Source organism: Salimicrobium album (assembly GCF_900107115.1).
Taxonomy (GTDB): Bacteria; Bacillota; Bacilli; order Bacillales; family Halobacillaceae; genus Salimicrobium; species Salimicrobium album.
On record NZ_FNOS01000002.1, the window covers coordinates 145,015 to 168,517 of the forward strand.

The window sequence follows — 23,503 nt, forward strand, 5'->3', positions numbered from 1 at the left end:
ATCAGGCACCCATCAGGGCGCCTAATATTTATAGAAAATTACACAGATAATTTATTAAATCATCATATTTTTGTTGACTAGGTTTTTTATGTTCTGCATTTTCATAACTAGTTCTTTGTAGTAGTCTAACATTCGCCGTTTCATTAGAGAATTCTAAGTTAGCAACTACAATTCCAGAGTTGAAATTTTTTGTTATTTTAAGAAATTCAACCATTTTACGTCGGTGTAAAACCGGTAAGTTCAACCAGTACAGATTGTTAGTAGATATACAGTTGTAACCCTTATCAGATATGGTTATTTCGGCATATTTCTTATCATTTTCGTTTTCCTGATTGTCACGGAACTTGATGCCTACTACATCTCCAATTGTACTATCGCTTAAAGTGGATGCAATGACAGACAGTACTCCATTAGATATATATGTTTTAACAGAAATATCTATATCTTCAGGAGGATTGAATTTTTTCGTAACCTTTTCTGAGAATCCGTTTATTTCAGTATCGAATTCTTTAAGTTTGCTAAATGCTTGGTCACGTTTTTCTTGTAAAAGGTTTTCCTCCATGTTGTATAAAGATGACCTGAACGTAGAAAAACTAGCATAATTTATATGGGGGTTGAAGGAGTCGATATATTTCAAAGTGTTTGTTATTCGACCTGACATAGTTCGGATTTTGTCTTCTGTATTAACAATGTTATCAACATCTTTTAATCTAATATGGAGTAAATTCCTAGAAATGTCGATTTCTACTATAGTTGGATAAACGGACTCTCTAATATCTCCATTCCTATCACTGAGTTGTACCGGCATTTTATCAAGTAATATAATCCTAATTGATTCAATGTTTTCTTTGTTCCTGGTGTTACTTTGTAACCTGTAACCACAAAGAACGAAATCTTTTGAATGACTGGTTTTTTTGACATTGTTTATAATTTGGTTTTTATCAGGCAAACCCCAGTCTTGAAATACTTGAGTTGTTTTTTCTTTATTACTCAGGTCGATGTTATGAGAATCCAAAGAGAATAAGTAAGAATTGAAAAGTGAGTCTTCTAGTAATAAGAACAAAAGTTCATCTAATTCTTCAGTATTCAATTTTTTATCTGATAAACCTTTGTTTAAAGTTTTTGCTATAACAATTGACGTATCATCATCTTCGTTTTCAAGTCTTATTTCAGTATAAATTCCTTCAAAATCAGGAAATACTTGCATAAAGGTAAGTTTGTTAACTACGTCTACCTTCTTTAAGTATGGAAAGAACAATTTTAAATTGTCATAGTAATTTTCTTTATTCTGGACCATATTTACAACTCCTTTTAAGGTGGTGAGGCTTTATTAAGTGCGAAATATACAGTAATTCTACTTTCTTTGGAAAATATTCTTTTTTTGAATTGATTGGAGGAAAGAGATTAGTTTCTCCTGGAAGCATTATTAAATTAGGTGTTAAAAAGTATTGTGTAAGCACTATTTATATTAGAAGAAACGGGACTATAGTTTTGGAAATTACATGATTACGCATAGTAAATAAAGCACCCTAAAGTTACACTTCTACAAATTATTACAAATACCTTCAATTAAATACACTTTTTTCAAAGCATCCTATATTAGGGTGTTTTTCTTATATGCAAAACAAACTTAATAAATGCTGGAGGTGGGTGAAATGTAGATGGTGGAGAAGCATAAGCAAGCCGAGAAGGATTATGTCAAAGGGTTGAAATATAAAGAGATAGCCGAAAAACATGACGTCTCGATTAATACGGTGAAGTCATGGAAACGCAGGCATGGGTGGACAAAAGAAAAGGGTGCACCCTCTGAAAAAAGTGTGCACACAAAAAAGAAAAGCGTGGGAGCTCCTAAGGGAAGCAAAAACGCGTTAGGAAACCGTGGAGGTTCAGCACCGAAAGGAAACAATAACGCTGGCTCGCACGGTTTTTTTCGTACCATCTTTCCTGACGATGATGAAACTTTGAATATTGTTGAAGCTATCAGTGAGAAGTCTCCAGTAGATATGCTCTGGGAGAATATTGTCATTAAGTACACAGCGATTGCCAGGGCTCAAAAACTCATGTATGTGACTGATCAGCATGACATGACGAAAGAGGTCAAGAAGGTAAAAGAATTTGCTGATTCCGATGAAACAGAATATGAGATGCAATTCGCCTGGGATAAACATGCTACATTCCTAACAGCACAATCCCGTGCTATGAGTGAGCTTCGATCGTTGATCAAAGATTTTATCCATTTAAGTGGTCAAGACGATCAGCGGCGCCTCCAGTTAGAAAAGATGCGTGTGGATATTGCTAAATCAGAAGCTGAGATGGAGAAAATCAATAACTCTGAAAATAGACAGGAAAAAGATGTGGCAGCTGCTTTAAGGGGGTTAGCCGATGGAATTGACGAAAAAACAGAATGAATTATATCGGTGCTTCCTGGTAGAAAAACCAAAGATATTGGTAGCAGCCGGCGCGAAACGTGCTGGAAAAACACATATCTTCATACTGTCTTTTCTCACGCATATTGCTCAGTTTGAAGGCCAGGGCTTATCCTTCATTATCGGAGGAGCCACGCAGGCTTCTATAAAGCGTAACGTTCTTGATGAGATGGAACTTTTGCTGGGGAAAGAATTAAAATTAAGTAAATCGAACGCTATCGAGGTCTTTGGAAACAAAGTATATTGCTTCGATGGAGCGAATGCTGATTCATGGAAAAAAGCACGTGGTTTTACCGCAGCTGGAGCCTTATTGAATGAAGGTACAGCTTTGCATGACTCTTTCGTGAAAGAAGTTATCTCCCGTTGCTCGTACAATGGATCTCGTATACTGATTGATACAAACCCAGAGAATCCAGTGCATAGAGTGAAAACAGATTATATTGACAAAGACGGGCAGCGTTTAGCTAATGGCCGTTTGAATATAAAAGCTTTCCATTTCTCTTTGTTTGATAATACCTTTCTTGACCCAGAGTACGTCGAAAGTATTGTAGCCTCCACGCCGAGCGGTATGTTCATGGATCGCGATATACATGGGTTGTGGGTATCGGCAGAGGGTGTCATCTACAAAGATTTCAACCAAAGTATTCATTTCATTACATCTGTAGAAGCAGAAACCGTGAACTTCACGAAGTATTATGCAGGGGTAGACTGGGGGTATGAACACCACGGCTCCATTGTTGTGATAGGAGAGGACGATAAAGAAAATGCATATCTCCTCGAAGAACACGCAAAACAACATGAAGAAATTGATTATTGGGTAGATGTGGCCAAGCGCATAAAAGAGCGCTACGGTAACATCTTTTTTTATTGTGATTCCGCGAGACCTGAACACGTCAAACGTTTCAAACGTGAGCGGTTGAAAGCTGTGAATGGCAGGAAAGAAATTGTGGCAGGTATTGAAGAAGTGGGGCGTTCCTTCAAAAGAAATGAACTATTTATAGTAGAAGATAACGTGAGCAGGTTCAAAGAAGAAATTTACATGTACGTATGGAACGAAACGACAGGCTTACCGGTGAAACAATGGGATGACGTTATGGACGCTTTGCGTTATGCCATATATACGCATAATTACAGAAAAATTATTTCAGGGAGGAGGTAGCCAATGAAGAATTACGCAGAGCTTATCCGAGATAATAATGATCAGATCAACGGCGAAACGCTCCAAAATATCATCAAGGCTCATGACCGCGAACACGAACGCATGTGGCGCTTATATGAACGATACAAAGCAACGCCTGAGGGTGTGACAATCTTTAATCGTAAGCACCCGGATTTCAGCGACTTTGAACGCCTGAGAAACAGTAATAATATGATGCGCATTGATGACAAGGTGAATAATACGCTGAACAACAGCTTTGATTCGGATATTGCAGACACGGCTCAGGGGTATTTTCTCGGTCATCCGATTATGTATGCCTATGAAGAAGATGAAAGCATCAGCGACATGATCGATACCTTCAACACACGTAATCACGTGGAAGATGCTGACAGTGAATGGGGGAAGAAAGCGATTATTTGTGGTAAGGGGGCGCGGCTCCTATACATCGACCGGGAAGGGCGAGAACGGTTGAAAAACATCGACCCCTGGCAGTGTATCTTTATTGGAGACAACATCAGTGAACCGGAATACGCTATTCGCTATTACAAAGGAATCGACCACACAAAAAAAGCAGAATTTTACAACAGTACCACGATCCATTACTTTGCAGAAGAAAACGGGGAGTACAAAGAAAAGGGATCTCAACCTCACATGTTCGATTCCCCCCCTCTTTTCGGATTAGCGAATAACAATGAACTGCAGGGTGATGCCGAGAAGGTGCTTACGCTTATCGACGCCTACGATCGTACCCTGTCCGATGCCAGTAACGAGATTGAGCAGTATCGTTTAGCTTACATGGTATTCAAGGGCATGGCTCCCGATGAAGATACCAACGAGCAAATGAGACACCAGCGCATCATTGAACTGATGGAGGAGAATGATGATGTTAGTTACCTCACAAAAGACGTGAACGATGATTTAATTGAACATCACCTTGATCGACTGGAAACAAACATCATGAAATTTGCCAAAAGTGTAGATTTCTCAGATGATGACTTCGGCAATGCGGCAAGCGGCGTAAGCTTACGCTATAAATTGCTGGCCTTGGAGAATAAATGTGTGACGAAAGAACGAAAAATGACCATGGCCCTCCGGTATCAATACAAGGTGCTGTTCAGCGCATGGGCGAAGCGGAACAACATTCAACCGGATGATTACCTCAACGTGAGAATGACTTTCCAACGCAATCTGCCGGTAAACCTGCTCGAAGAAGCGCAGATTCAGCAAGCACTCCAAGGTGTATTCAGTCGGAAGTACCGTCTGAGCTTATTCAGCAAGATGACACCGGAAGAAATCGAGGAAGAGATGCAACGACTACAGGAAGAAGAGAACGCTGAGGGATTGTCTCTTGACGACGTGAGCGACGAGGTGACTCCGCCGGATGAGGATGAAGACGAATTCTCTAGTGATGTGCCGGAGAACGAGAAAACACGCACCTGCCCTCGATGTAGTGGAAGCGGCTGTATCAAAGGGGAACGGAAAACACAGATCCTCTGTCCACGCTGTGATGGTGAGGGTGTGATTGCCTGATGAACCAGGAGCAAATAGAGGACTATTTGAACGACTTGCTAGAGGATGCAGAAAACGACCTCGATCAAGTCTTTTTGTATCGGTTGCGAGAAATGAAGCGGTGGTTATCAGCACTATTTGAGAAATACCCGGACCCTGAGACGAACGGTATAAGTAGAAGTGAAATATATAAGTATCGTCGTTTCGAGAAAGAATTGCAGATGATCAAAGAGAACATCCAAACCGATTACAAAACAGCGTATAGCCTTGTGTATGGCTTGATGGCTTCACAGTACACGCAAAATTATCTGCGCACCGGTCATTTATTCGAAATGAGCACACAACTAGACATGGGGTATGTGATTCCTAAAGCTTCTACGATCAAGGAAGCTATCACGAATCCAATCAAAGAGATTACGTTGAACAGCACACTGAACAAACATCGCAATGAAACGATCAGACGTATCCGTATTGAATTAGCGCAAGGCATCCAAGCCGGAGAAGGATATAGCACAATGGCGAAACGGTTGGAGAGTGCTTTGGGTTTCAGTCGTCGAAAAGCACGTACGGTGGCTCGAACAGAAGCGGGGCGATCACAGAGTTTAAGTAGGCTGCATACGATGGATAAAGTGAAAGAGACTATCAATGACAGGCGACTGGATAAGATGTGGTTTTCGTCTCGCGACACAAACGTACGGCACTCTCACCGTGAATTAGACTCACAGCGAGCGGGCAAGGATGGTCTGTTTGAGTATAAAGGACACAAAGCACCTGCTCCTTCCTTGTTCGGCGTGCCGTGGCTCGACATTAATTGTAGGTGTGACACTCTCTACCTTGTGGACGGTAAGAGACCGGAAATGATGAGAGGACGCGACTATACTGACGAACGATATCAACAGCGACTAGCTGAACGCATCGAGCAGCTGATGGCTGATGAAGCGCTGACCGAGAAACAAGCAGAGCGCAAAGCTAAAAAGCAGGTGTATCCGCCGCATAAAGTTACAGAGTACATGGAGTATGATATTTGGTATAAAACGTTAGGAAAGGTGTCCTAGCGTATTTTTTATGCCCTGAGCAAGGCGTTAAAAGGCTCTTTATTATGCACTTATACCAGGCTCGTACTGGACAAAGGGCAAAGGAGGATAACCAATGACATTAGAAGAAGTAAAGCAGTTTCTGGAACAGCATAAAGAAGATGAACAGGTCAAAGCGTATCTCGGAGAACTTAAACAGCCAACGAAAGAGGATGTAGAAGGGTTCCTTGACACCGAGGAAGGAAAGCAGCTCTTACAGCCGCGTTTGGATAATTACTTTACGAAAGGGTTGAACACCTGGAAAGAAAACAACCTAAATAAAATCATAGAAGATGAGGTTGCAAAAAGAAATCCAAAAGAGACCCCGGAGCAGAAGCGCATTCGTGAGCTGGAAGAACAAATTGAGCAAGGCAAGCAGGAAGCACAACGGGAGAAATTGATGAACAAAGCGGTCTCTCAAGCAAGTGAAAAAGGACTGCCGACCGATATCGTCTCTTTCTTCATTGGAGAGGATGAAGATTCCACGCTGAACAACCTTGCTACATTTGAAGAAAAGTATAATGCGGCTGTGCAATCGAAAGTAGATGAACAGTTTAAGCAGCAGGGCCGGAAAGTAGATGGTGGTAACACGGATCCGGACAGCGAAGGTGCGAAGTTTGCTCAACAGCTGAACAACCAAAAACAAACTAATGCTCCAGATCCATGGAGTCAAGGAGGAAATGAATAATGTATGTAAACAATCAACGTGCGCAACAAATTGAGTTCCTGGCAAGCTCCCATTACGTCAACTTTACGAAAGAAATTTCCGACAGCGGTGTAACAGCCGACGAGAATGGAAAGAAAATCGTTCCTGCTGGCTCTGTGTATCCGGTCAATGACGGAACGGCCGTAGGTATTGTTTTTCATGACGTGGACGTAACGCAGGGTCCTGCCGCCGGGGCAGTGATGGTAGAAGGTTATGTACTGGAAGCGCGCTTACCAGAAGCTCCTGTGCAACTGGCCAAAGACGCAATGACAGAAATCAAATTTCGATAAAATAAAAGGAGAGATTATTCATGCCAAACATTCACGAACTATTCAGTAATAAAGTTGTCCTCGATTATTTGCAAAACCGTCAGTACCCTGCACTTATGGGAGAAACGCTATTCCCAGAAGTTAAACGGGACTCTCTTGAGTTTGAATATGTCAAAGGCGGAAACAACACACCTGTTGTCGCTTCTGTTCACTCATTCGACACGGAAACAGAACTCGGAAGCCGTGAAGCAGAGAAAGCAGCTCTTGAACTAGCTCTGATTAAACGTAAAATGCGGTGGAATGAAAAAGACATCATCGCTCTCCAAAATCCACGGACGCAACAGGAGCAGCAGTACCTTACCGGGCAGGTATTTAACGACGTCGATACCCTTGTAGCTGGTGTACGTGCTCGTGTGGAAGCTATGCGTATGGAGGTGCTTGCCAACGGTACGGTAACGCTTGCTGAGAACGGATTGAGCGGCTCTGTCGACTACGGTGTGCCATCCGAGCATAAAGAAGCGCTTACCGGCACAGATCGTTGGACGGATACAGCAAACTCTACGCCACTGGAAGACCTAGAACGGTGGCAGGATGCCTTGGATGGACAGGCCACTCGTGCTCTTACGTCCAAGAAAGTGTTGAATACTCTTTTGAAGCATCCTCATATCATTGAGGCGCTTTACGGTAAAGGGTCTCAGCGTTTTGCTACACGCAACGAACTGAATGCCTTCTTGCAGCAACGAGATCTGCCACAGATCGTTACGTATGACCAGAAGTATCGCAAACAGAACCCGGACGGATCGTACACAAGCGTGCGCTACTTCCCGGAAAATAAATTCACGCTATTCGGTGATGGACAGCTGGGCGAGGCTATTTATGGCCCAACAGCAGAAGAAGTTCGCCTAGTTAATGATCCTACGGTTGATACCAACGCCGTGGGCAATGTGCTTGCTATGGTCTATGACGAGACACGTGATCCAGTCGGAACATACACGAAAGCAGTAGCTACGGCCTTGCCATCGTTCCCTGCTGCTGATCAAGTGTTCCAAGCTCAACCTATCGACTGAGGAGGGGAAGCATGAAGGTAAAAGTGAAGGATATTCCGGTACGGTATGACGGCAAACGTTATACTGCCGGAGACACGTTAGATATCAAACAGGACTATTTTGATGACAATCTCTTTGAGGAGGTCAACGATGGGAAAGCAAGGGCAAAGTCGAAAAAAGAAGACGAATAAAGAGTACGGCCGTAAAGGCAAGTACGCCAAAGGAAATAAAACGAAGTAGGTGAGTGTCATGGAAGAACAGGAGTTAGTCGGTGCAGTCATGAAACGTATGCAATCGAATACAAAAAAACACGGGGACTACATTCAAACAATGGTTCCCGATTTTCTTGAAATCGCAGAGCAGCAGACGAACAACTCCTTTCATGCAACCATGCCACGGTCGGTGATTCAATTCATTGCCGGGGCTATTGATCATAAACTAACAGTAACGCCGGGAGTGAAATCTCGCTCAATGGGTGATGTCAGTTACAGCTATCAAACAGAGTATCCGAAGTCTTTGGATAAGCTCTTGCGGCCGTACAAGCGGGTGAAACTGCATGGATGAATTCCCGCATCACATCGTTTTTCAAAAGAAAACGACGACAAGCGACGGGTTAGGTGGCGGCACGGAATCATGGACGGACTTCTTTGATACCGAAGCCCATGTCCAACCAATCAGTGGCTATTCTCGCATTGTAGCGCAGGCACAGGAAACACCGATTACGACGAGGGTGTATTTTCCTTATACGGATACAAGCCTGCCTCCTTCCCAGGTGCGCATCCAGTACGGCACAAAGATACTCGCGCCGCAATCAGACCCGATTGACCAGGGCGGTCTCCACGAAGTGATGATGGTGGAATGTTATGAGTAAAGGCATTGAGTTTAGCAACGTGGGCAAACTCATTAAAGCGATAGATAACTTTGAGGAAGATTACCTGAAAGCTGTGAAACGTGTGATAGCGACAACAGCGGTCACGATTCAAACGCAGGCGAAGGCTCTTGCTCCGGTAGATGAAGGAAACCTGCGAAAAAGCATTGAAATAGAGTTTTCCAACAATGGATTCACAGCACACATCGTCGTAGGCGCAGAATACGGCATCTACGTGGAATACGGAACTGGTATTTACAGCACCGAAGGTACGGGTCGCAAAACGCCGTGGGTATACTGGTCGAATAAACTCAATCGGTGGGTTTATACACGTGGGATTGTAGCCCAGCCTTACTGGACGCCAGCTGTCGAAAGCGGCTCTCAGTTTTTTGAAAGAGAAATGAATAAGCTAGGATGATGCTTATGCAAACAGCGATTAAAGAAGTGCACCGATCTATATTCAAGGCGCTAACGTCTTACACTCCCTTAATGGAGAAGGTGACAGGCGTGCTTGATGGAGTGAACGAAACACAAGGCTTTCCTTATATTGAAATCGGGGAACCTACGATCAATCCATGGAATACGAAAAACACGATTGGCGAAAATATTGTATTCGTGCTGCATACATGGTCCAAGTACCCTGGGTACAGCGAGACGTATGACGTAATGAACCTTATATATGCAGCAATAACAGAACAGCCGCTGACAATGCTCGGAGGTTTTTCTGTGAAAAAAATCGAGAGCGAAAGCAAAAACGCATTCAAGGACATTGACGGAAAAACAAGGCACGGTGTGATGAACTTTCGTGTATATGTAAACAACTAAGGAGGAATAAAACATGGCAACTAGCGGTAAAGATATTCACACATTCATTCAGCCCGTAGGTGCGACGAACGGTGCGCTTATCATTAAAAACGAAACGGAGAACACGCACTCTATCGAGAACGAACTGATGGATGAACAAACAAAGCTCGGTCGTATCCTGGAGTATGGGAACAACACCGAGTCTTTTGAAACGACAGCGTATGGTGAGAAGAACGATGAAGGACAAATGGCTCTTATCAACGCCATTAAGAAAAAAGAGAAGCTCGACGTATGGAGGGTGAACACTTCTGGGGAAGGTCCTTACCCTGCTACGTACGGTCGAGTGCTCGTAGAGTCGGCAGAAAAAACTGGTGCAAGTGATTCTTTTGAAGAAGTAACCGCAACTATGCAGGTAGAAGGAGAAACCGTCGATGATGAACTGACGGCATTGCCTGATGCATTCAGTACGGCTTCTACTATTACGTTCAAGCAGCCAGACACAACCGGCACAACCAGCACTAGTGGTACAACTGCATAATTAACAGGAGGGCTACGGCTCTCCTTTTTTTATTACTTTTTAAAACTCAAGGAGGACATTATACATGGCTATTTACTTAACAATCAAAGATGAAGAGATTGAAGGCAAAGGTTCTTTTAAAGCGGTCTATCATGCAGACGAACATTATTCCATTAAAGATGAAAAAGGCAACAAACAAGCGGAAGGTATTGCCGTTATTTATGAAGGGATTTTGAGAAAAGATCCTGTGGCTCTTGTGCACCTATGGGATTGCTTGCTTGCGGGTAAAAATAAACGCCCGAACAAAGCAACCATCGAGGACGCTTTAGCTGAAGCATCGAATGAGGGCGAAGATTTTGAACCTCTGTTTCAAGACGGAGTTCAAATTTTAGAGGGGTCGGGGTTTTTCAAAGAAAAAGTGACGGAGATGTGGAATCAAATGGAGCAAGCGAAAGAATTCATGAAAGACGAGGACAAGGCGATGGTGGACATGCAGTACAAGCAACTCAACGAAGCTCGCAAGGGATTGAACCGCCAGAAAAAATAATCGAAATAGCTGCACGTTATTTCGGTGTGTACGACCCAGAGAAGATCCTGTCGTGGACAAAGAGAGAGTTCGACGCTCTTATCAAAGGGTGGGAACAGGCGGATATAGACAAACGTGATTTTGAATCCTGGAGAGCAATGGCGCATCGATACGCTCAAAGTGCTAAGCATCCAAGACAAAAGAAAATATTTGATGCAGAAAGAATTCGCAATAACAACAAACACGGCTTTGCTAAAAGTGAAGAAGAAATTGAAGAAATGGCTCGTTTGAACAGATCGGCCAAAGGATTCGATCCTCGGAAACACTCCAAACTCTTTCAACAGAAAGGAGGGAGCACATGAATGAACGCTTAACGGCTATTGTCGGAGCGAAAATATCGGACTTTAAGCGTAAGATGTCGAGTGTAAAAAAGACGGCAGCAACATTCGCTAATAGTGACGCTACAAAACATGTCAAAGCGAACACACAGGCATTTACAGCAAAGATGGGGCTTGCAAATACGCAAGTCGCCGCCTTTACCCGTAACGATGCTGAAAAGCGTATTACAGGCGACACGTCTGCATTAGTACGCTCCGTAGCGCAAGCAAAAGCGGCGTTAGCGGCTTTGCCACGCAAGGTTATCATCGACATCCAAGTAAGCCGGAAACGATTCCAACGCTCAATGGATGCGATTGCAGACATTTATCGAGACATTAACACCATAGGTGCAGAAATGTTCCAGGGTGGTCTTATGATGTCACTACCTATCGCCACAACGATGATGAGCGGTTTAATCGCAGTCGTCGCAACAGCAGGCGTACAGATCGGCGTTATGGCTGGTGGATTGATGGGACTTGCAAGCTCATTAACGCTTGCCGGTGGTGGATTAGGATTAATGGCTGCTGCCGCTATACCGACAATCGACCGGGTCAAGCAGGCGAATGCAGCTATTGCCAACGGGGATAAGAAGCTGTCCGACTACTCTGCGCCAATGCAGTCAGCTATCACTGGATTAACCGGATTAAAAGATGCTTATCATGAAGTTAACAGGGCCATTCAGCCACACTTTTTACAGGCATCAGGGACAGCAATGGGAGTTTTAGCGAGTGTCCTTACCACAATCAAACCTGGTATCGAAGGAGTCGCCCGCGCTTTTCAAGGACTGATGACTGATTTAAAAAAGGTCATGAGCAACGGAAAAGACGTAAAGGAAACAATGTCATGGTTTAACGAACGCGCCGGTCAGGCAGTCTCCGCATGGGGTAAAATAGCCGGGTATGCGTTACGAGGGTTTCTGAACCTCATGAGAGCCTTTGATCCATTGGCACAAACGATGGAACAGGGATTGCTCGGCATGACGAAAAAGTTTTCTCAGTGGGCGGCGAACCTGTCCAAATCAGATAAATTTAAGACGTTTATCGACTACGTAAAAGAGAACGGCCCGAAGCTAATGTCAGTATTCGGCAGTATAACAAAAGGGATCGTTAATCTTTTTACAGCGTTTGCCCCATTGGCAGCAGAAATGATGACAGGGTTTCAAAAACTAACCGCACGATTTGAAGAATGGTCAGCATCACTCGGACAGAATAAACAGTTTCAGAACTTTATTAATTATATAAAAGAAAACGGTCCGGGCATGATTGATCTCATCGGTAACTTGTGGGACATCTTCGTGCAACTGGCCAAAGGATTAGGGAAAGTCGGAGAGGTTATGCTGCCTCTTGCCAATAAATTCACGTCCTGGTTTGCCAGTTTGTTAGAAGGTAACTCCACAGTAAGAAACATGATGGGCGCAGCAGTCGCTCTTGGCGGTGCTTTTAAGTTACTGGCTCCTATCATATCGGGTCTTTGGGCGGTATTTGGTCCGGCCATATCAAAAATGTGGCAGGCGTTTCTGCCATTTAAGAAAAACCTGATGATCGGATTTAAGATGCTTGGACCTAAAATTGCCGGTTTTGCTTCAAAAGTAGGAGCAATGGCCATGAAGGTCGGCGGTGCTTTTGTCAAAATCATCCCGAAAGTAGCAGGATTTGCCACAAAAATAGGTGGCGTAGTCATTAAAGTTATCGGCTTTCTTGCAAAATTAGGCGGTAGGGCGGCTATCTTTGCAGCACGCATGGCGGCATCATGGATTATCGCTATGGGTCCGGTCGGCTGGGTGATAGCAATCGTTGCTACACTCGCAGCAGTGGTTATTATGAACTGGGATAAAATCGTCGCGTGGACGAAAAAAGCCTGGGGCATTGTGAGTGAATGGATTTCTACAAAATGGCAACAAATTTGGAGTAAAACGAAGGAAATTGCTTCAAAAATTGTCACAGCCGTAAGAGAAAAATTTCAGCAGGTGAAACAAGGCATACAGGACAAGCTTCAACAGGCGAAGGAGACGGCCCGGAATGCGATAGAAACCATGCGTACCGCAATCTCCAACAAGGTTGAGCAGATACGAACGGCAGTTTCCAATAAATTCCAGCAGGTAAAGCAAGCGATACAGGATAAGCTAAATTCAGCAAAACAAACTGTTCAAAATATTTGGAATAATATTAAGACGTTTCTATCTAATAAAGTAGAGCAGATCCGTTCGTCTGTCTCGAATAAGTTTCAATCTTTGAAGGACGCAATCCAGAGCAAACTTCAATCTGCGAAATCGACAGCACAGAATATTTTCAACTCGATCAAGTCATTTTTATCAAACAAAGCAGAACAGATACGCTCGTCCATTTCTAATAAGTTTCAGCAAGCGAAACAAGCTATCTCCGATAAGCTGAGTCAGGCGAAATCGAAGGCTCAGAGCATTTTCAATTCCATAAAATCGTTTATCTCTAACAAAGTTGAGCAAATCCGCAACACGGTATCTCAGAAATTTCAAGCTTTGAAGCAGGCCATCTCTGACAAACTACAGCAAGCGAAGAATAAAGCAAAGAGTATTTTTGAGCGCATCCGTTCTCTCATATCGGATAAAGTTGAGCAGATCCGTTCTACCATCTCCGAAAAATTTGAACAGGCGAAACAGGCCATTTCTGACAAAATAAACCAGGCGAAAACGGCAGCAGTTAATACTGTAAATCGTTTGAAAACCAGTTTAATCAATACTTTTGAGCGCATCCGTTCGGCTATCTCTGACAAAATAAAATCGGTGAAAGAGGCCATAAAGTCAGGACTAGAAGCAGCTCTGTCCTTTGTGAAGGGGATGGGCAGCAAATTCCTTTCGGCCGGCAAAGGACTTATAACGCAGATGGCTAAAGGAATAACGGGAGCTATTGGTAAAGTGACTGGAGCAGTAAAGGGAATCGCTCAAAAAGCACGTAACTTCTTGCCGTTCTCCCCTGCTAAAGAAGGACCGTTAAGCGATATCGACAAGCTTAATTTCGGTGGTCCGATCGCGAGTTCCATTTCCAAAGACGCCCCGAAAATTCAGCGTTCTCTCGGCAGCATGCTTGCATTACCAAAAACAGGCACACCTCAACTGGCAGGTATCAGTACACCGAGAGGGTCTGTCGGCACGATGGACCATGTCGTCCGTGATGATTCCAGTCGCACAGATAGCAACGATAGATACAGCAGACAACCAATCATCATTCAGAGCGTTCTCAATGGTCGTGAGGTAGCGAGAGAAACGTATGAAGATATAGACGAAATGATTACTCGTAAGAAAGAAAGGAGGGGGTGAGATGGACGAACTCCGTATGGTATTTAACGGCATGGATATAGTGGATAAACTCGGCACAACGGAAATCGGACAACCAAAACTGGTGATAGCTGATGTTGTGGGCCGGAGTGTTACAACAGTAGAGAATGAAACGGTGGGAGTACCTGGAAAGGCAGGCTCTCACCTTTTGCGTGATGAACAACCTCACAGAGTGTTGGAAGTTCCGTTCATTCTGCGGGGAGAAACACACGAACAATTACGTGCAGACGTAGACAAACTGAGTGAGTTGCTTGTCACTCCACATGAAGTGAACATTTCTTTCAACGATGAGCCTTACACGTATTATGGCAAGCTGGAAGGAGAAGTGCCACTCACCGAGCATAGAACGACCGCAAAAGGCACACTTACGTTTATCTGTCCAGACCCCTATAAATACGGGACAGAGAAATCAGAAACGTTCAGCGACGGTCATGTGCTCACGAATGAAGGTACGGCCGAAACCTCTCCAGTATTCCGTGCCACCGCCAAACAATCCGCAACCTTCTTGGACATTGTAAAGGAGAACGGCGAATACATGCGAGTGGGCGACCCCGGAAGGTTAGATCAAATTCCTTACTCTCCATCTACCACGATACTGACGGAAAGCGGGTCATCTGTTGTAGGGTGGACCGATGCCAGTTATGTAGACAATGGGTACGTCGGCGGTCAGATGGTCGGCACAGTGGATGGATTTCACCCCCAGGCCTACGGATTAGCTCAGGAACCACACGGATGGCAAGGTCCGGCGAAAAAGCGCAGTCTACCGGAACCCGTCGGCGGCATCTTTTTTGAAGCAAACGTTGACCTAAAGAATCTCGGCAATAGCAACGAAACAGGCATGATTGAGGTTTACTTTTTAGATGCCAATAACAATACAGTGGCTAAAGTCGGCATCGAGGATGTATGGCGTGGCGCTAACCGCGTGCAGGGTAAGATGCAACTCGGACCGGATAATTCAGACAGATACGCTGACTACCACACGTTTGATACAGCGTGGAATAACTTCCAGGGGAAAATCGGCTTTTACCGGTATATGGCAGACGAGGGACATTATCTCATGCTCCCATACTTTGCTTATATCGAGGATGACGGCACATTCCGTTATGTCTCCGAGCGTCGAAGATTCATTGACTTTGCCGACAAATACACGGCAGACATCACGCAAATACAAGTTGCTATGAGAGCATGGCCAGTGATTGGTGCATCGGAAATGTATATACGGGGCATTGTCGTGAAAAAACGTAATGAACAACCGGGAGGTATACCGTACATCGTTGAGCCTGGAGATGAAATCGAAGTGGACCACCAAAAAGCGGTCATCCGCATTAACGGAGAAGAGCGTAACGACTTAAAATACGACTTTGGCAGCGACTATTTTGATCTAGACTTTGGTATTAATAAGATCTACACCTTTCCAAAAGGTGCATATGACACAGAGGTTATATGGCGCGACGCTTATAAATAAGAGAAAGGAGGTCACGCTATGTTTATTGGTCAAACGCCGGACACCAACGTACTAAATCAGCGCAAAAAACAACCGGCGCTTATCCATATACTCGACTCACAAACGGACGAAACAACTGCAGTTATCGGCAAAGATCAACCGTATTGGGAGGATAAGCATAAAATTGCGCTGAAGAAAAACGTGGAGACATTTGATTTTCACACAATTTTCAACGGTGTGAAAAATGAGCATATTAAAACAGGCGCACGTGCTACCATCCCGGATGGTAATGGGTATTACCGCGAAATGATTATTGACGAAACTATTTTGACCCGTGATGCACTGGAAGTGTACAGCACCGGTTCTCACAATGAACTAAAAAAGGCCAAGCCGATATATCCAGAAACGTACACTGGAGCGACGATCGATACTATCCTGGATGAGGTACTCCTTAACACCGGATGGCAGCGAGGTATCACGGATTACTCCGGCACGCACAAAATTAAATGGGATGATTACCGCAGTCCTTTTGATGCTCTGCAATTGCTCCCGACGATATTTGATGTGGAATTACGCTTTCGTGTGGAACAGGATAGCGGCAAACTTTATCGCTTTGTCGATGCTGTACGCAAGCGCGGCAAGGACAGCGGAAAAGAAATTGTTTCCGGCAAAGACTTACTCAACGTCAAACGCCGTGACCACATCAAAGACCAGGTAACAGCGTTACTCGGGATAGGGCCGGAAAAAGAAGATGGCACACGGTTAGTGGTCGAAGTGACCGACGGGGACGCTCTGCAATCGTGGGGGCGTAATGGCCGCCACAAGTGGCAAGTGTACGAACCGGACTCTGATAGAGAGGACATGACTCTTGATGAACTGGAACGATATACACGGACCGAGTTAGATAAACGAAAAGCCGCCGCCGTAGAGTACGAAGGCAAAGCGATAGATATAGCGCAGGCTTTCGGACGGTCGCATGAAGGTATCCATATCGGCTATACATCCCGCATCAAAGCCACAGAGTTTAACCCTCCGATTTATTTAGATTCGCGCATTATCGAAGTGGAACGGTCTATTGCGGATGATTCGCAGAAAACATTTGTACTCGGGGAGTTTATTGAACACACTGAAGAAGACATCAACAAGCTACGCAAGCAATTACTCGGCAAAATCGCCGGCAAAACGTCCATCGTTTATCAGACGACCCCTCCTGAAGACACCACCGTTACCTGGGGAGACACGTCCGAGGGAGGAGGCTTCAAGCGCTACGCCGCAGACGTAGGCATGTGGCTCCCGCAAGCCGATGTAACGAGCGAGAACACTGCCAAAGATACAGCTAATGTAGCTGGCAGGCCGTCCGAAACCATCGAGGATAAGCAAGGAGCGCAAGAGAAGGCATCGAAAGCACTAGAAGACGCAAAAGTTGATGCCCAAACGAAAGCGAATGCAGCACAAACGGCTGCGGAAGAATACGCTCTGGCAAAAGCTGACCTAGCAGAGACACAAGCGAAAGCTCATGCCGATGGAAAAATAACTGCTGAGGAACAAGCTCGTATTGCTGCAGATACAGAAAAATTGAATCAAGCAAAAACACACGCTGATCAAGCAGCATCAAATGCAGAAACAGCAGCGAAAGACTACGCGGATGCCCGCCTTACAAACTACGTAACGGCAACATTGTACGACTCGGAAATGAGCGACTTACAGGCGCAGATAGATAATCAAGTACAGTCGCACTTCTATAGTTATGAACCAACCTTAACCAACGTACCTGCAAGCGACTGGACGACGATCGCCGAGAAGGACAAGCACGTAGGCGATTTGTTTTTCGATACGGATAAAGGTCACTCCTACCGTTTTGCTAAACAAAGTGGAAACTACCGGTGGGTGCAGGTACGTGATGAAGGTATTGCGAAAGCCCTGGAAGATGCTTCTCAAGCGCAAGATACGGCAGATAATAAACGTCGGGTGTTTGTCGCGCAGCCTACGACTCCTTACGATAAAGGTGACTTGTGGAACGACAACAAAAAGATTAAGCAGTCTACCGTTACCAAAACGGATAGTGCAACGTTTAGTAAATCCGATTGGGAACTCATCGGAGACGTCACCGGAGAGAACACGGCAAAAGATACGCAATATGTGAACGGACGACCCGCAAAAACGATTGAGGACGTTACCGGAGCGCAAATAAAAGCCGATACGGCTGAACAGGCGTCAAAAAAGTATGCGGAAGGTAAGGCTAATTTAGCAGAAACGCAGGCGAAAGCATACGCGGACGGGAAGATAACCGACGAAGAACAGGCACGTATTGATGCAGATAAAAAGGCACTTAAGGAAGCAGAAAAACGAATTGACAACAGCGTCGCAAATGTCGATTCTCATGTAAAACTGAACGGAGACGGATATGTCGAGTTTTCAGAGTTCACGCTCAATAAAGACGCATCAAGCTTACAAATGAAGGTGCAGGTTACGGATTTAAGTGCCGGAAGGACATTATTCAAACACAATTCTCACTCTTATCGATGGATTGGATTAATGACAGAAGGAACAATCCGTGCGGAAACGGGAGATAATCTTGAATATTTCAATGCAAATACAAACGTCGAAGTGAACCGGGTCGTTACCTTAACCGTTACCTTCGATAAAGGGACGTATAAGTGGTACCAAGACGGCGAATTAATTTCGTCTCACGAAGTTCTAAACGATACACCTCTGTTATACTTCGGTCGAATTATGGAAAATGCTTCTTATCCGGATGGTTTCGTCGGTAAGGTTTACGAAATTAAACGCTGGGATCGTCCATTATCCAAAGACGAAATATTTTACAACAACGCCGCCGGGCTTGTGAACCACTGGAGTTTTGACGAAGGTACGGGCGACGTCGTAAAGGATAATGTTGGAGGAAATGATGGAACAATAGTTAACGGATCATGGGGCGGTAATTTTGTTAAATCAACAGAAATCGTTAAAGACTATGCAGATGCGGCAGCGAGTCAAGCGGAGAAAAACGCAAAAGATTACTCTGTGTCCGAAACGGTTTACAACAACAAAATGCAGGATGTTGCGACTGATTTAACTGCGAAAGCCGAGATTACCTACGTAGACGGTCAACTAGTATCAAAAGCGAATAAAAACGAGACGTACACGATTAGTGAAACGGACAATCTCTTGCTTAACAAAGTGTCGGTTACAAAGTTTAATACGGACATGGACGGTGTGGTGCAGAACTTAAACGCAAATAGCACGCTTTTAGCACAAAATCAGGAAGCTATTGCTCTAAAAGCGGATGACTCCAGGGTTGACTCCATTGCCGGATCAGTCTCTGACAATTCCGCGCAGTTGTCCGTACAATCCGAGGAAATATCCACCAAAGTAGAGAGTTCGACGTACTCAAAAGACCGTGTTGCTTCCGGTTTAGACAACGAGGACAGTAAAGGGACGGTCATCCCTGCCACGCAACAAGGCACATGGTATCGGATAGCGAAAAATCCAGGGAATAGAGCTTGGGCGCGTTTTATTATCCGAGACACAACGAGTGGGCAGCACGGAACGGCGCAATTCACGGCAGGTACGATGTATAACAAAGAAAGCAGTCAGGATTTTACGCTTCTTTCCTTAACAAAGTATGGCTCTTTCCCTTTTAACAAAGCACGGATAGTTACCGGGGGGACCTATGACGATCAATTCTTGGATGTTTTCTTTTGGGAGGATCGCGATTCATCTGTGCAATTTTGGATTAAGGAGAACATTCAAGAGTCTGGGTGGCAAGCTATCGACTGGGAGTCAGTAGGTGCTATCTCAACCGGACAAACCGAAACGATTTACGACTTAACTCTAGAAGATTCCATCGGACGTAGAGTAGGCTCTGCCGAGTCCTCGATCACGCAGCAAGCTGATGAAATAGATCGACGTGTACGCAAGGACGACGTTATCTCTGTCATTAACCAAACACCGGAACTCGTAAGGATTAGCGCTAACAAGCTAAATCTGGAAGGGTACGCTAAGTTTACCGACTTATCAACCGAAGGACAAACAACCATACACGGCGGAAACCTCATCACAAGCTCGATGAAATGGGATGTCGGCCGTGGGGGAACAATGATGCTCGGTGGTCTCAATAACGGAAATGGTGTGTTTATCGTACAGGATGATGAAGGGGAGAATGTCGTAGAATTAGATGCAGCTGACAAAGGGTTTCAAGAGGTGCGCATTGGTAATGTTTTATCGTCTTCCGTGGTTAAGACGAACTTTGACGACTACACCATAAAAATTGAACCCTCAAGAGGAGACTTGTGGCAAGATGCTATCAATGAGATCCCGAAGTATAACGAAGGTAACGTTACGGTTCAAATTGTAGGGAGTAGCGGGAACACTTCAGAAAACGTGCTTGTCACCGGATTTATCGGTGGCGGGAGTATCACCTTTGACATACAGACCTCGCGCCCGAAAATTGACGGAACCTTTAAAGTGACCAGGAATACTAACCGTATCTATGTGAGCGGGTTTGATGTTAACGGTACAGAGTCGCCAAGTGTCGTCACCAACGCTTCTCCCGGAAGTCAGGTAGACAATGTGACTGTTTACGGTAACGGTCAGAGTTTAGCGTTCGAAAATCAAAATGGGTCTGTCGTATTCAGTAACTTACAAGCCTATGATGTAGACCGGTGCATACGGTCATCGTATGCTTCTCACTTAACTGTCATTGCATGTAAAGGTTTTGGCAGCACCACAGGTATTGAAGCACGGTTCGGGGGCATTATCACTGGATATGGCACGGCACCGGATAGCAGCTCTTACCCTACCTTTGAAGGCCAGGGAGGAAAGATACTTTCTAACTTCTCTCATGATGCCGGAAGCGCGACAATCCCGGCTCCTCCGGAAAAAACAAAACGCTTCAAAGCAGTCAATGCTGCTGGCTGGCGACCTCAAGGTGGTTGGGTGAAAAACCAACCATTGCAAGGAGAGTGGGCTGGTTATGGATCCTACAAAGGCTTATGGATTTTTGAGGGTCTCGGAGCGGAACTACGTGGCAAAACAATTAAACGTATGCGAATCAAAGTCAAACGGGAAGCCCGTGGCGGTAAATCAGCCGACGTTACCATCCGTTTTCGCACGCATAACTATACGTCCATCCCTGGAGGCGAACCAACCTTAGGAAGTGCAGTGGAACTTGGACACTTTAAGTGGGAAGAAGATCGATGGGAAGGCATTCGTTCCAGTTTGTTCCCTGCATTTGAGAATGGGAACGCTGAAGGGATCGGCATTTACGGAGGTGGTTATGCCTACATGAGTGCTGGCGCTGTTTTGGAGGTGACGTATCAATAAAGGAGGGTGTTATGTACACATTTATTATGTATGACGGAGACAAAGTTTTAGATACGCAGGAGTTAAACGAAAGGCCAGTAGTTAGTAAGAATCACGTAGCTTCCGGTGATTTTAAAGCAAATGTTAATAAGAGCTTTATTATTATCGAGGGTGTTTTTGATGGAGTGTTCGATATCTCGAAAGACATCAGTGATGAGTGTAAATCGGAGAATGAGAGGTTGCGCGAACAGGTCGAATTTACAGGTGACACGCTGGAAGCTCTTATGATGGAAGTCGCTGTGATGAAAGGGGGGATGTAATGTACTATAACTTTTTGCTCGATCGTTGGAAACGAAAGAAGACGGATAAAAAGCGACTCCAAAGTTATGTACCTTTTTTTATCAGTCAGTCTGAATACGAAAAGATTGTAAGCACCCCGCAGGAGTAGGGTGTATTTTTAATGGTTTAAAACTGTTGTTCAGTAAGGGGGTCAATGATGCCAGAGAGGGATAAGGAAGTGGAGGACATGAAAGAATTTATGACCATCCTCATAGGCGTAAGAGAAACGTTAGCCGAACAGTCGGTAAAATTAGATAATGCTCTGGACGTGAAACACACAGCAGATGAAGCCAAAGAAACAGCGAACAGGGCAGACCGACGCTCGCAGCAAAACGCAAAAGATATTGAAGATCTGGAAGAAGATATAAAGGAAAAGGCAGATCAGACAGATGTCGAACGCATTATCAAAGAAAAAGATAACTGGCAGCGTAATCTGCCATCTTGGGTAGCGGTGATCATTTCGATCATCGTTTTTATATCGCAATATATCACTTTAGGAGGTTAGGAAATGGAAAATGAAGTAATGACGCAGGTGTTATTGTTTTCTACGGTGATTGGACCTTTTGTAGCTGGCATTATGGAAGCGGTGAAAAAGACCGTGTCTCTACCCAAAAACTTTATACCATTGATTGCTTTGGTAGTCGGGGTAGGGCTTGGAGCAGCTGCTTATCCGTTTACCGACATGGAAATGGCATTAAGGTTATGGGCCGGTGCAGGGGCAGGATTGTCAGCTACCGGTTTATTTGAAGTGATGAAGAAGCGGTATGGCAGCAAGAAAGACACCAGCAAAGATAAAGACGTTTTTAATAATCAATAAAATAAAAGGAGGAATTATGAATGGCTTATCATTTTGAATCGTTACCACAACTGGTTAATTTACGAGGAAAGCTCCCGCACGACGGATGGCAGCCTACCAATAGCAAGTATTCGAAAACCGATATCGCAGTCCACCACTCATTAACGGATCAGGGTGATGCATATAGCTTTTCCAGGTATCACGTTTATACCAATGGGTGGCCAGAGATTGCATATCATTTTGTAATTTTAAAAGACGGAACAATCCAATGGTGTCATGGTCTGCAAGTTATATCCTATCACGTGGGTAACTCAAACAGTTTTGCGGTAGGTGTCTGCCTGGTAGGTGATTTTAGAGACACTGAACCGACAAAAGAGCAGAAAAGATCTCTGCGAGAGTTACACGCTCAATTAAAACGTGACATGCCGAATTACAAACGCACTAGGGGGCATGATGAGTTTCCAGGTTATGCGTGGAAGCCATGTCCAGAGTTTGATTATGAAGCTGTCCTTAATGGCAAAGCCCCTGAATATGGTACGGCTACTGGTGGTAAAGCTACACGCACCCTCGGACGGGGTGACAAAGGTCTCGATGTGCGCCGTCTGCAGAAGAAACTGATTGAGGCAGGTTACGAGATGGACGGACATGGCGCGGATAGTAGCTACGGGCCGGCAACAGAAAAAGCTGTGAAAGCCTTCCAACGTGATCAAAAGCTGGACGTGGATGGGTTAGTCGGACCTAAGACACGCGCGAAATTAAGTGCTCTGCTCTTAAATAAAGCGGAGGCGGACAAGCCGGAAAAAACTGAAAAATCAAAGGAGGACGAAACCGTGGCATTTAATGATGTATATAAAAACAAATGGTATGCAGACGAATTAAAAGAAGCGAAAGAAGAAGGTATTGCTAAAGGTCAGCCTAACGGTGATTTTAATCCAGAGGAAGCGGTCACAAGAGCGGAAGCTGCTGTCTTTGCGCTACGTGCTTATAAAAAAGCGAAAGATTAACAAAAAGCCCCTCCTGTATGGGAGG

At 44.6% G+C, this 23,503-nt stretch carries 24 protein-coding genes; 23 read left to right on the plus strand and 1 reads right to left on the minus strand.

Annotated features, from left to right (window positions below):
• Positions 1 to 28: 28 nt before the first annotated feature.
• Positions 29 to 1,297 carry a hypothetical protein gene (locus BLU03_RS04220; protein WP_093105831.1) on the minus strand — a complete coding sequence of 423 codons (1,269 nt, stop codon included), beginning with the start codon at positions 1,295 to 1,297 and terminating at the stop codon, positions 29 to 31.
• A gap of 364 nt (positions 1,298 to 1,661) precedes the next feature.
• Between BLU03_RS04220 and terS the strand changes: the two genes are divergently transcribed.
• The 23 genes from terS (at position 1,662) to BLU03_RS04325 (ending at position 23,478) form a co-directional block, all read left to right on the plus strand.
• Positions 1,662 to 2,408 (plus strand): phage terminase small subunit, encoded by a 747-nt coding sequence (terS, locus tag BLU03_RS04225; RefSeq protein ID WP_093105834.1) that lies wholly within the window; start codon positions 1,662 to 1,664, stop codon positions 2,406 to 2,408.
• Positions 2,383 to 3,585, plus strand: coding sequence for a PBSX family phage terminase large subunit (locus BLU03_RS04230; protein ID WP_093105837.1), 1,203 nt, complete (start codon positions 2,383 to 2,385; stop codon positions 3,583 to 3,585). The genes terS and BLU03_RS04230 overlap by 26 nt, the downstream gene beginning before the upstream one ends.
• Before the next feature lie 3 nt (positions 3,586 to 3,588).
• Entirely contained in the window at positions 3,589 to 5,115 is a 1,527-nt protein-coding gene (locus BLU03_RS04235) for a phage portal protein (RefSeq protein WP_093105839.1), read from the plus strand.
• Entirely contained in the window at positions 5,115 to 6,149 is a 1,035-nt protein-coding gene (locus BLU03_RS04240) for a phage minor head protein (RefSeq protein WP_093105842.1), read from the plus strand. The genes BLU03_RS04235 and BLU03_RS04240 overlap by 1 nt, the downstream gene beginning before the upstream one ends.
• A gap of 94 nt (positions 6,150 to 6,243) precedes the next feature.
• The gene (locus BLU03_RS04245; RefSeq protein ID WP_093105845.1) at positions 6,244 to 6,855 is read left to right on the plus strand and encodes a DUF4355 domain-containing protein; all 612 of its coding nucleotides are present in this window, start codon (positions 6,244 to 6,246) and stop codon (positions 6,853 to 6,855) included.
• Positions 6,855 to 7,163 (plus strand): hypothetical protein, encoded by a 309-nt coding sequence (locus tag BLU03_RS04250; protein ID WP_093105848.1) that lies wholly within the window; start codon positions 6,855 to 6,857, stop codon positions 7,161 to 7,163. Before BLU03_RS04245 ends, BLU03_RS04250 begins: the two co-directional genes overlap by 1 nt.
• Positions 7,164 to 7,183: 20 nt before the next feature.
• Positions 7,184 to 8,209 (plus strand): major capsid protein, encoded by a 1,026-nt coding sequence (locus BLU03_RS04255; RefSeq protein WP_093105851.1) that lies wholly within the window; start codon positions 7,184 to 7,186, stop codon positions 8,207 to 8,209.
• 11 nt (positions 8,210 to 8,220) lie between these two features.
• A complete protein-coding gene (locus BLU03_RS13615) occupies positions 8,221 to 8,379 on the plus strand; it encodes a hypothetical protein (RefSeq protein WP_176765405.1) in 159 nt (52 codons plus the stop codon).
• A gap of 58 nt (positions 8,380 to 8,437) precedes the next feature.
• Complete coding sequence (locus tag BLU03_RS04260) at positions 8,438 to 8,752, plus strand: head-tail connector protein (RefSeq protein WP_093105854.1); 315 nt, start codon at positions 8,438 to 8,440, stop codon at positions 8,750 to 8,752.
• Entirely contained in the window at positions 8,745 to 9,059 is a 315-nt protein-coding gene (locus BLU03_RS04265; protein WP_093105857.1) for a phage head closure protein, read from the plus strand. Before BLU03_RS04260 ends, BLU03_RS04265 begins: the two co-directional genes overlap by 8 nt.
• The gene (locus tag BLU03_RS04270; RefSeq protein WP_093105860.1) at positions 9,052 to 9,474 is read left to right on the plus strand and encodes an HK97 gp10 family phage protein; all 423 of its coding nucleotides are present in this window, start codon (positions 9,052 to 9,054) and stop codon (positions 9,472 to 9,474) included. Before BLU03_RS04265 ends, BLU03_RS04270 begins: the two co-directional genes overlap by 8 nt.
• A 5-nt stretch (positions 9,475 to 9,479) precedes the next feature.
• Positions 9,480 to 9,881: a DUF3168 domain-containing protein gene (locus BLU03_RS04275; protein WP_176765406.1), complete on the plus strand. Its 402-nt coding sequence runs from the start codon at positions 9,480 to 9,482 to the stop codon at positions 9,879 to 9,881.
• A 13-nt stretch (positions 9,882 to 9,894) separates the two neighbouring features.
• Positions 9,895 to 10,398, plus strand: coding sequence for a phage major tail protein, TP901-1 family (locus BLU03_RS04280; RefSeq protein ID WP_093105866.1), 504 nt, complete (start codon positions 9,895 to 9,897; stop codon positions 10,396 to 10,398).
• Positions 10,399 to 10,462: 64 nt separating this feature from the next.
• Positions 10,463 to 10,924: a tail assembly chaperone gene (locus BLU03_RS04285; protein ID WP_093105869.1), complete on the plus strand. Its 462-nt coding sequence runs from the start codon at positions 10,463 to 10,465 to the stop codon at positions 10,922 to 10,924.
• 26 nt (positions 10,925 to 10,950) lie between these two features.
• The gene (locus tag BLU03_RS04290; RefSeq protein ID WP_093105872.1) at positions 10,951 to 11,265 is read left to right on the plus strand and encodes a hypothetical protein; all 315 of its coding nucleotides are present in this window, start codon (positions 10,951 to 10,953) and stop codon (positions 11,263 to 11,265) included.
• Positions 11,262 to 14,573, plus strand: a complete 3,312-nt coding sequence (locus BLU03_RS04295) for a phage tail protein (RefSeq protein ID WP_093105875.1) — start codon at positions 11,262 to 11,264, stop codon at positions 14,571 to 14,573. Before BLU03_RS04290 ends, BLU03_RS04295 begins: the two co-directional genes overlap by 4 nt.
• A 1-nt stretch (position 14,574) precedes the next feature.
• Entirely contained in the window at positions 14,575 to 16,056 is a 1,482-nt protein-coding gene (locus BLU03_RS04300; protein ID WP_093105878.1) for a distal tail protein Dit, read from the plus strand.
• Positions 16,057 to 16,074: 18 nt separating this feature from the next.
• Complete coding sequence (locus BLU03_RS04305) at positions 16,075 to 21,360, plus strand: phage tail spike protein (RefSeq protein WP_093105881.1); 5,286 nt, start codon at positions 16,075 to 16,077, stop codon at positions 21,358 to 21,360.
• An 11-nt stretch (positions 21,361 to 21,371) separates the two neighbouring features.
• The gene (locus tag BLU03_RS04310; protein WP_093105883.1) at positions 21,372 to 21,659 is read left to right on the plus strand and encodes a hypothetical protein; all 288 of its coding nucleotides are present in this window, start codon (positions 21,372 to 21,374) and stop codon (positions 21,657 to 21,659) included.
• On the plus strand, positions 21,659 to 21,787 hold the full coding sequence (locus BLU03_RS13805; RefSeq protein WP_281241176.1) for a hypothetical protein: 129 nt from the start codon (positions 21,659 to 21,661) through the stop codon (positions 21,785 to 21,787). The genes BLU03_RS04310 and BLU03_RS13805 overlap by 1 nt, the downstream gene beginning before the upstream one ends.
• A gap of 48 nt (positions 21,788 to 21,835) precedes the next feature.
• Positions 21,836 to 22,183 carry a hypothetical protein gene (locus BLU03_RS04315; protein WP_093105886.1) on the plus strand — a complete coding sequence of 116 codons (348 nt, stop codon included), beginning with the start codon at positions 21,836 to 21,838 and terminating at the stop codon, positions 22,181 to 22,183.
• 18 nt (positions 22,184 to 22,201) lie between these two features.
• A complete protein-coding gene (locus BLU03_RS04320) occupies positions 22,202 to 22,495 on the plus strand; it encodes a holin (protein ID WP_093106357.1) in 294 nt (97 codons plus the stop codon).
• 20 nt (positions 22,496 to 22,515) lie between these two features.
• Complete coding sequence (locus tag BLU03_RS04325; protein ID WP_093105888.1) at positions 22,516 to 23,478, plus strand: peptidoglycan-binding protein; 963 nt, start codon at positions 22,516 to 22,518, stop codon at positions 23,476 to 23,478.
• Positions 23,479 to 23,503: the final 25 nt, after the last annotated feature.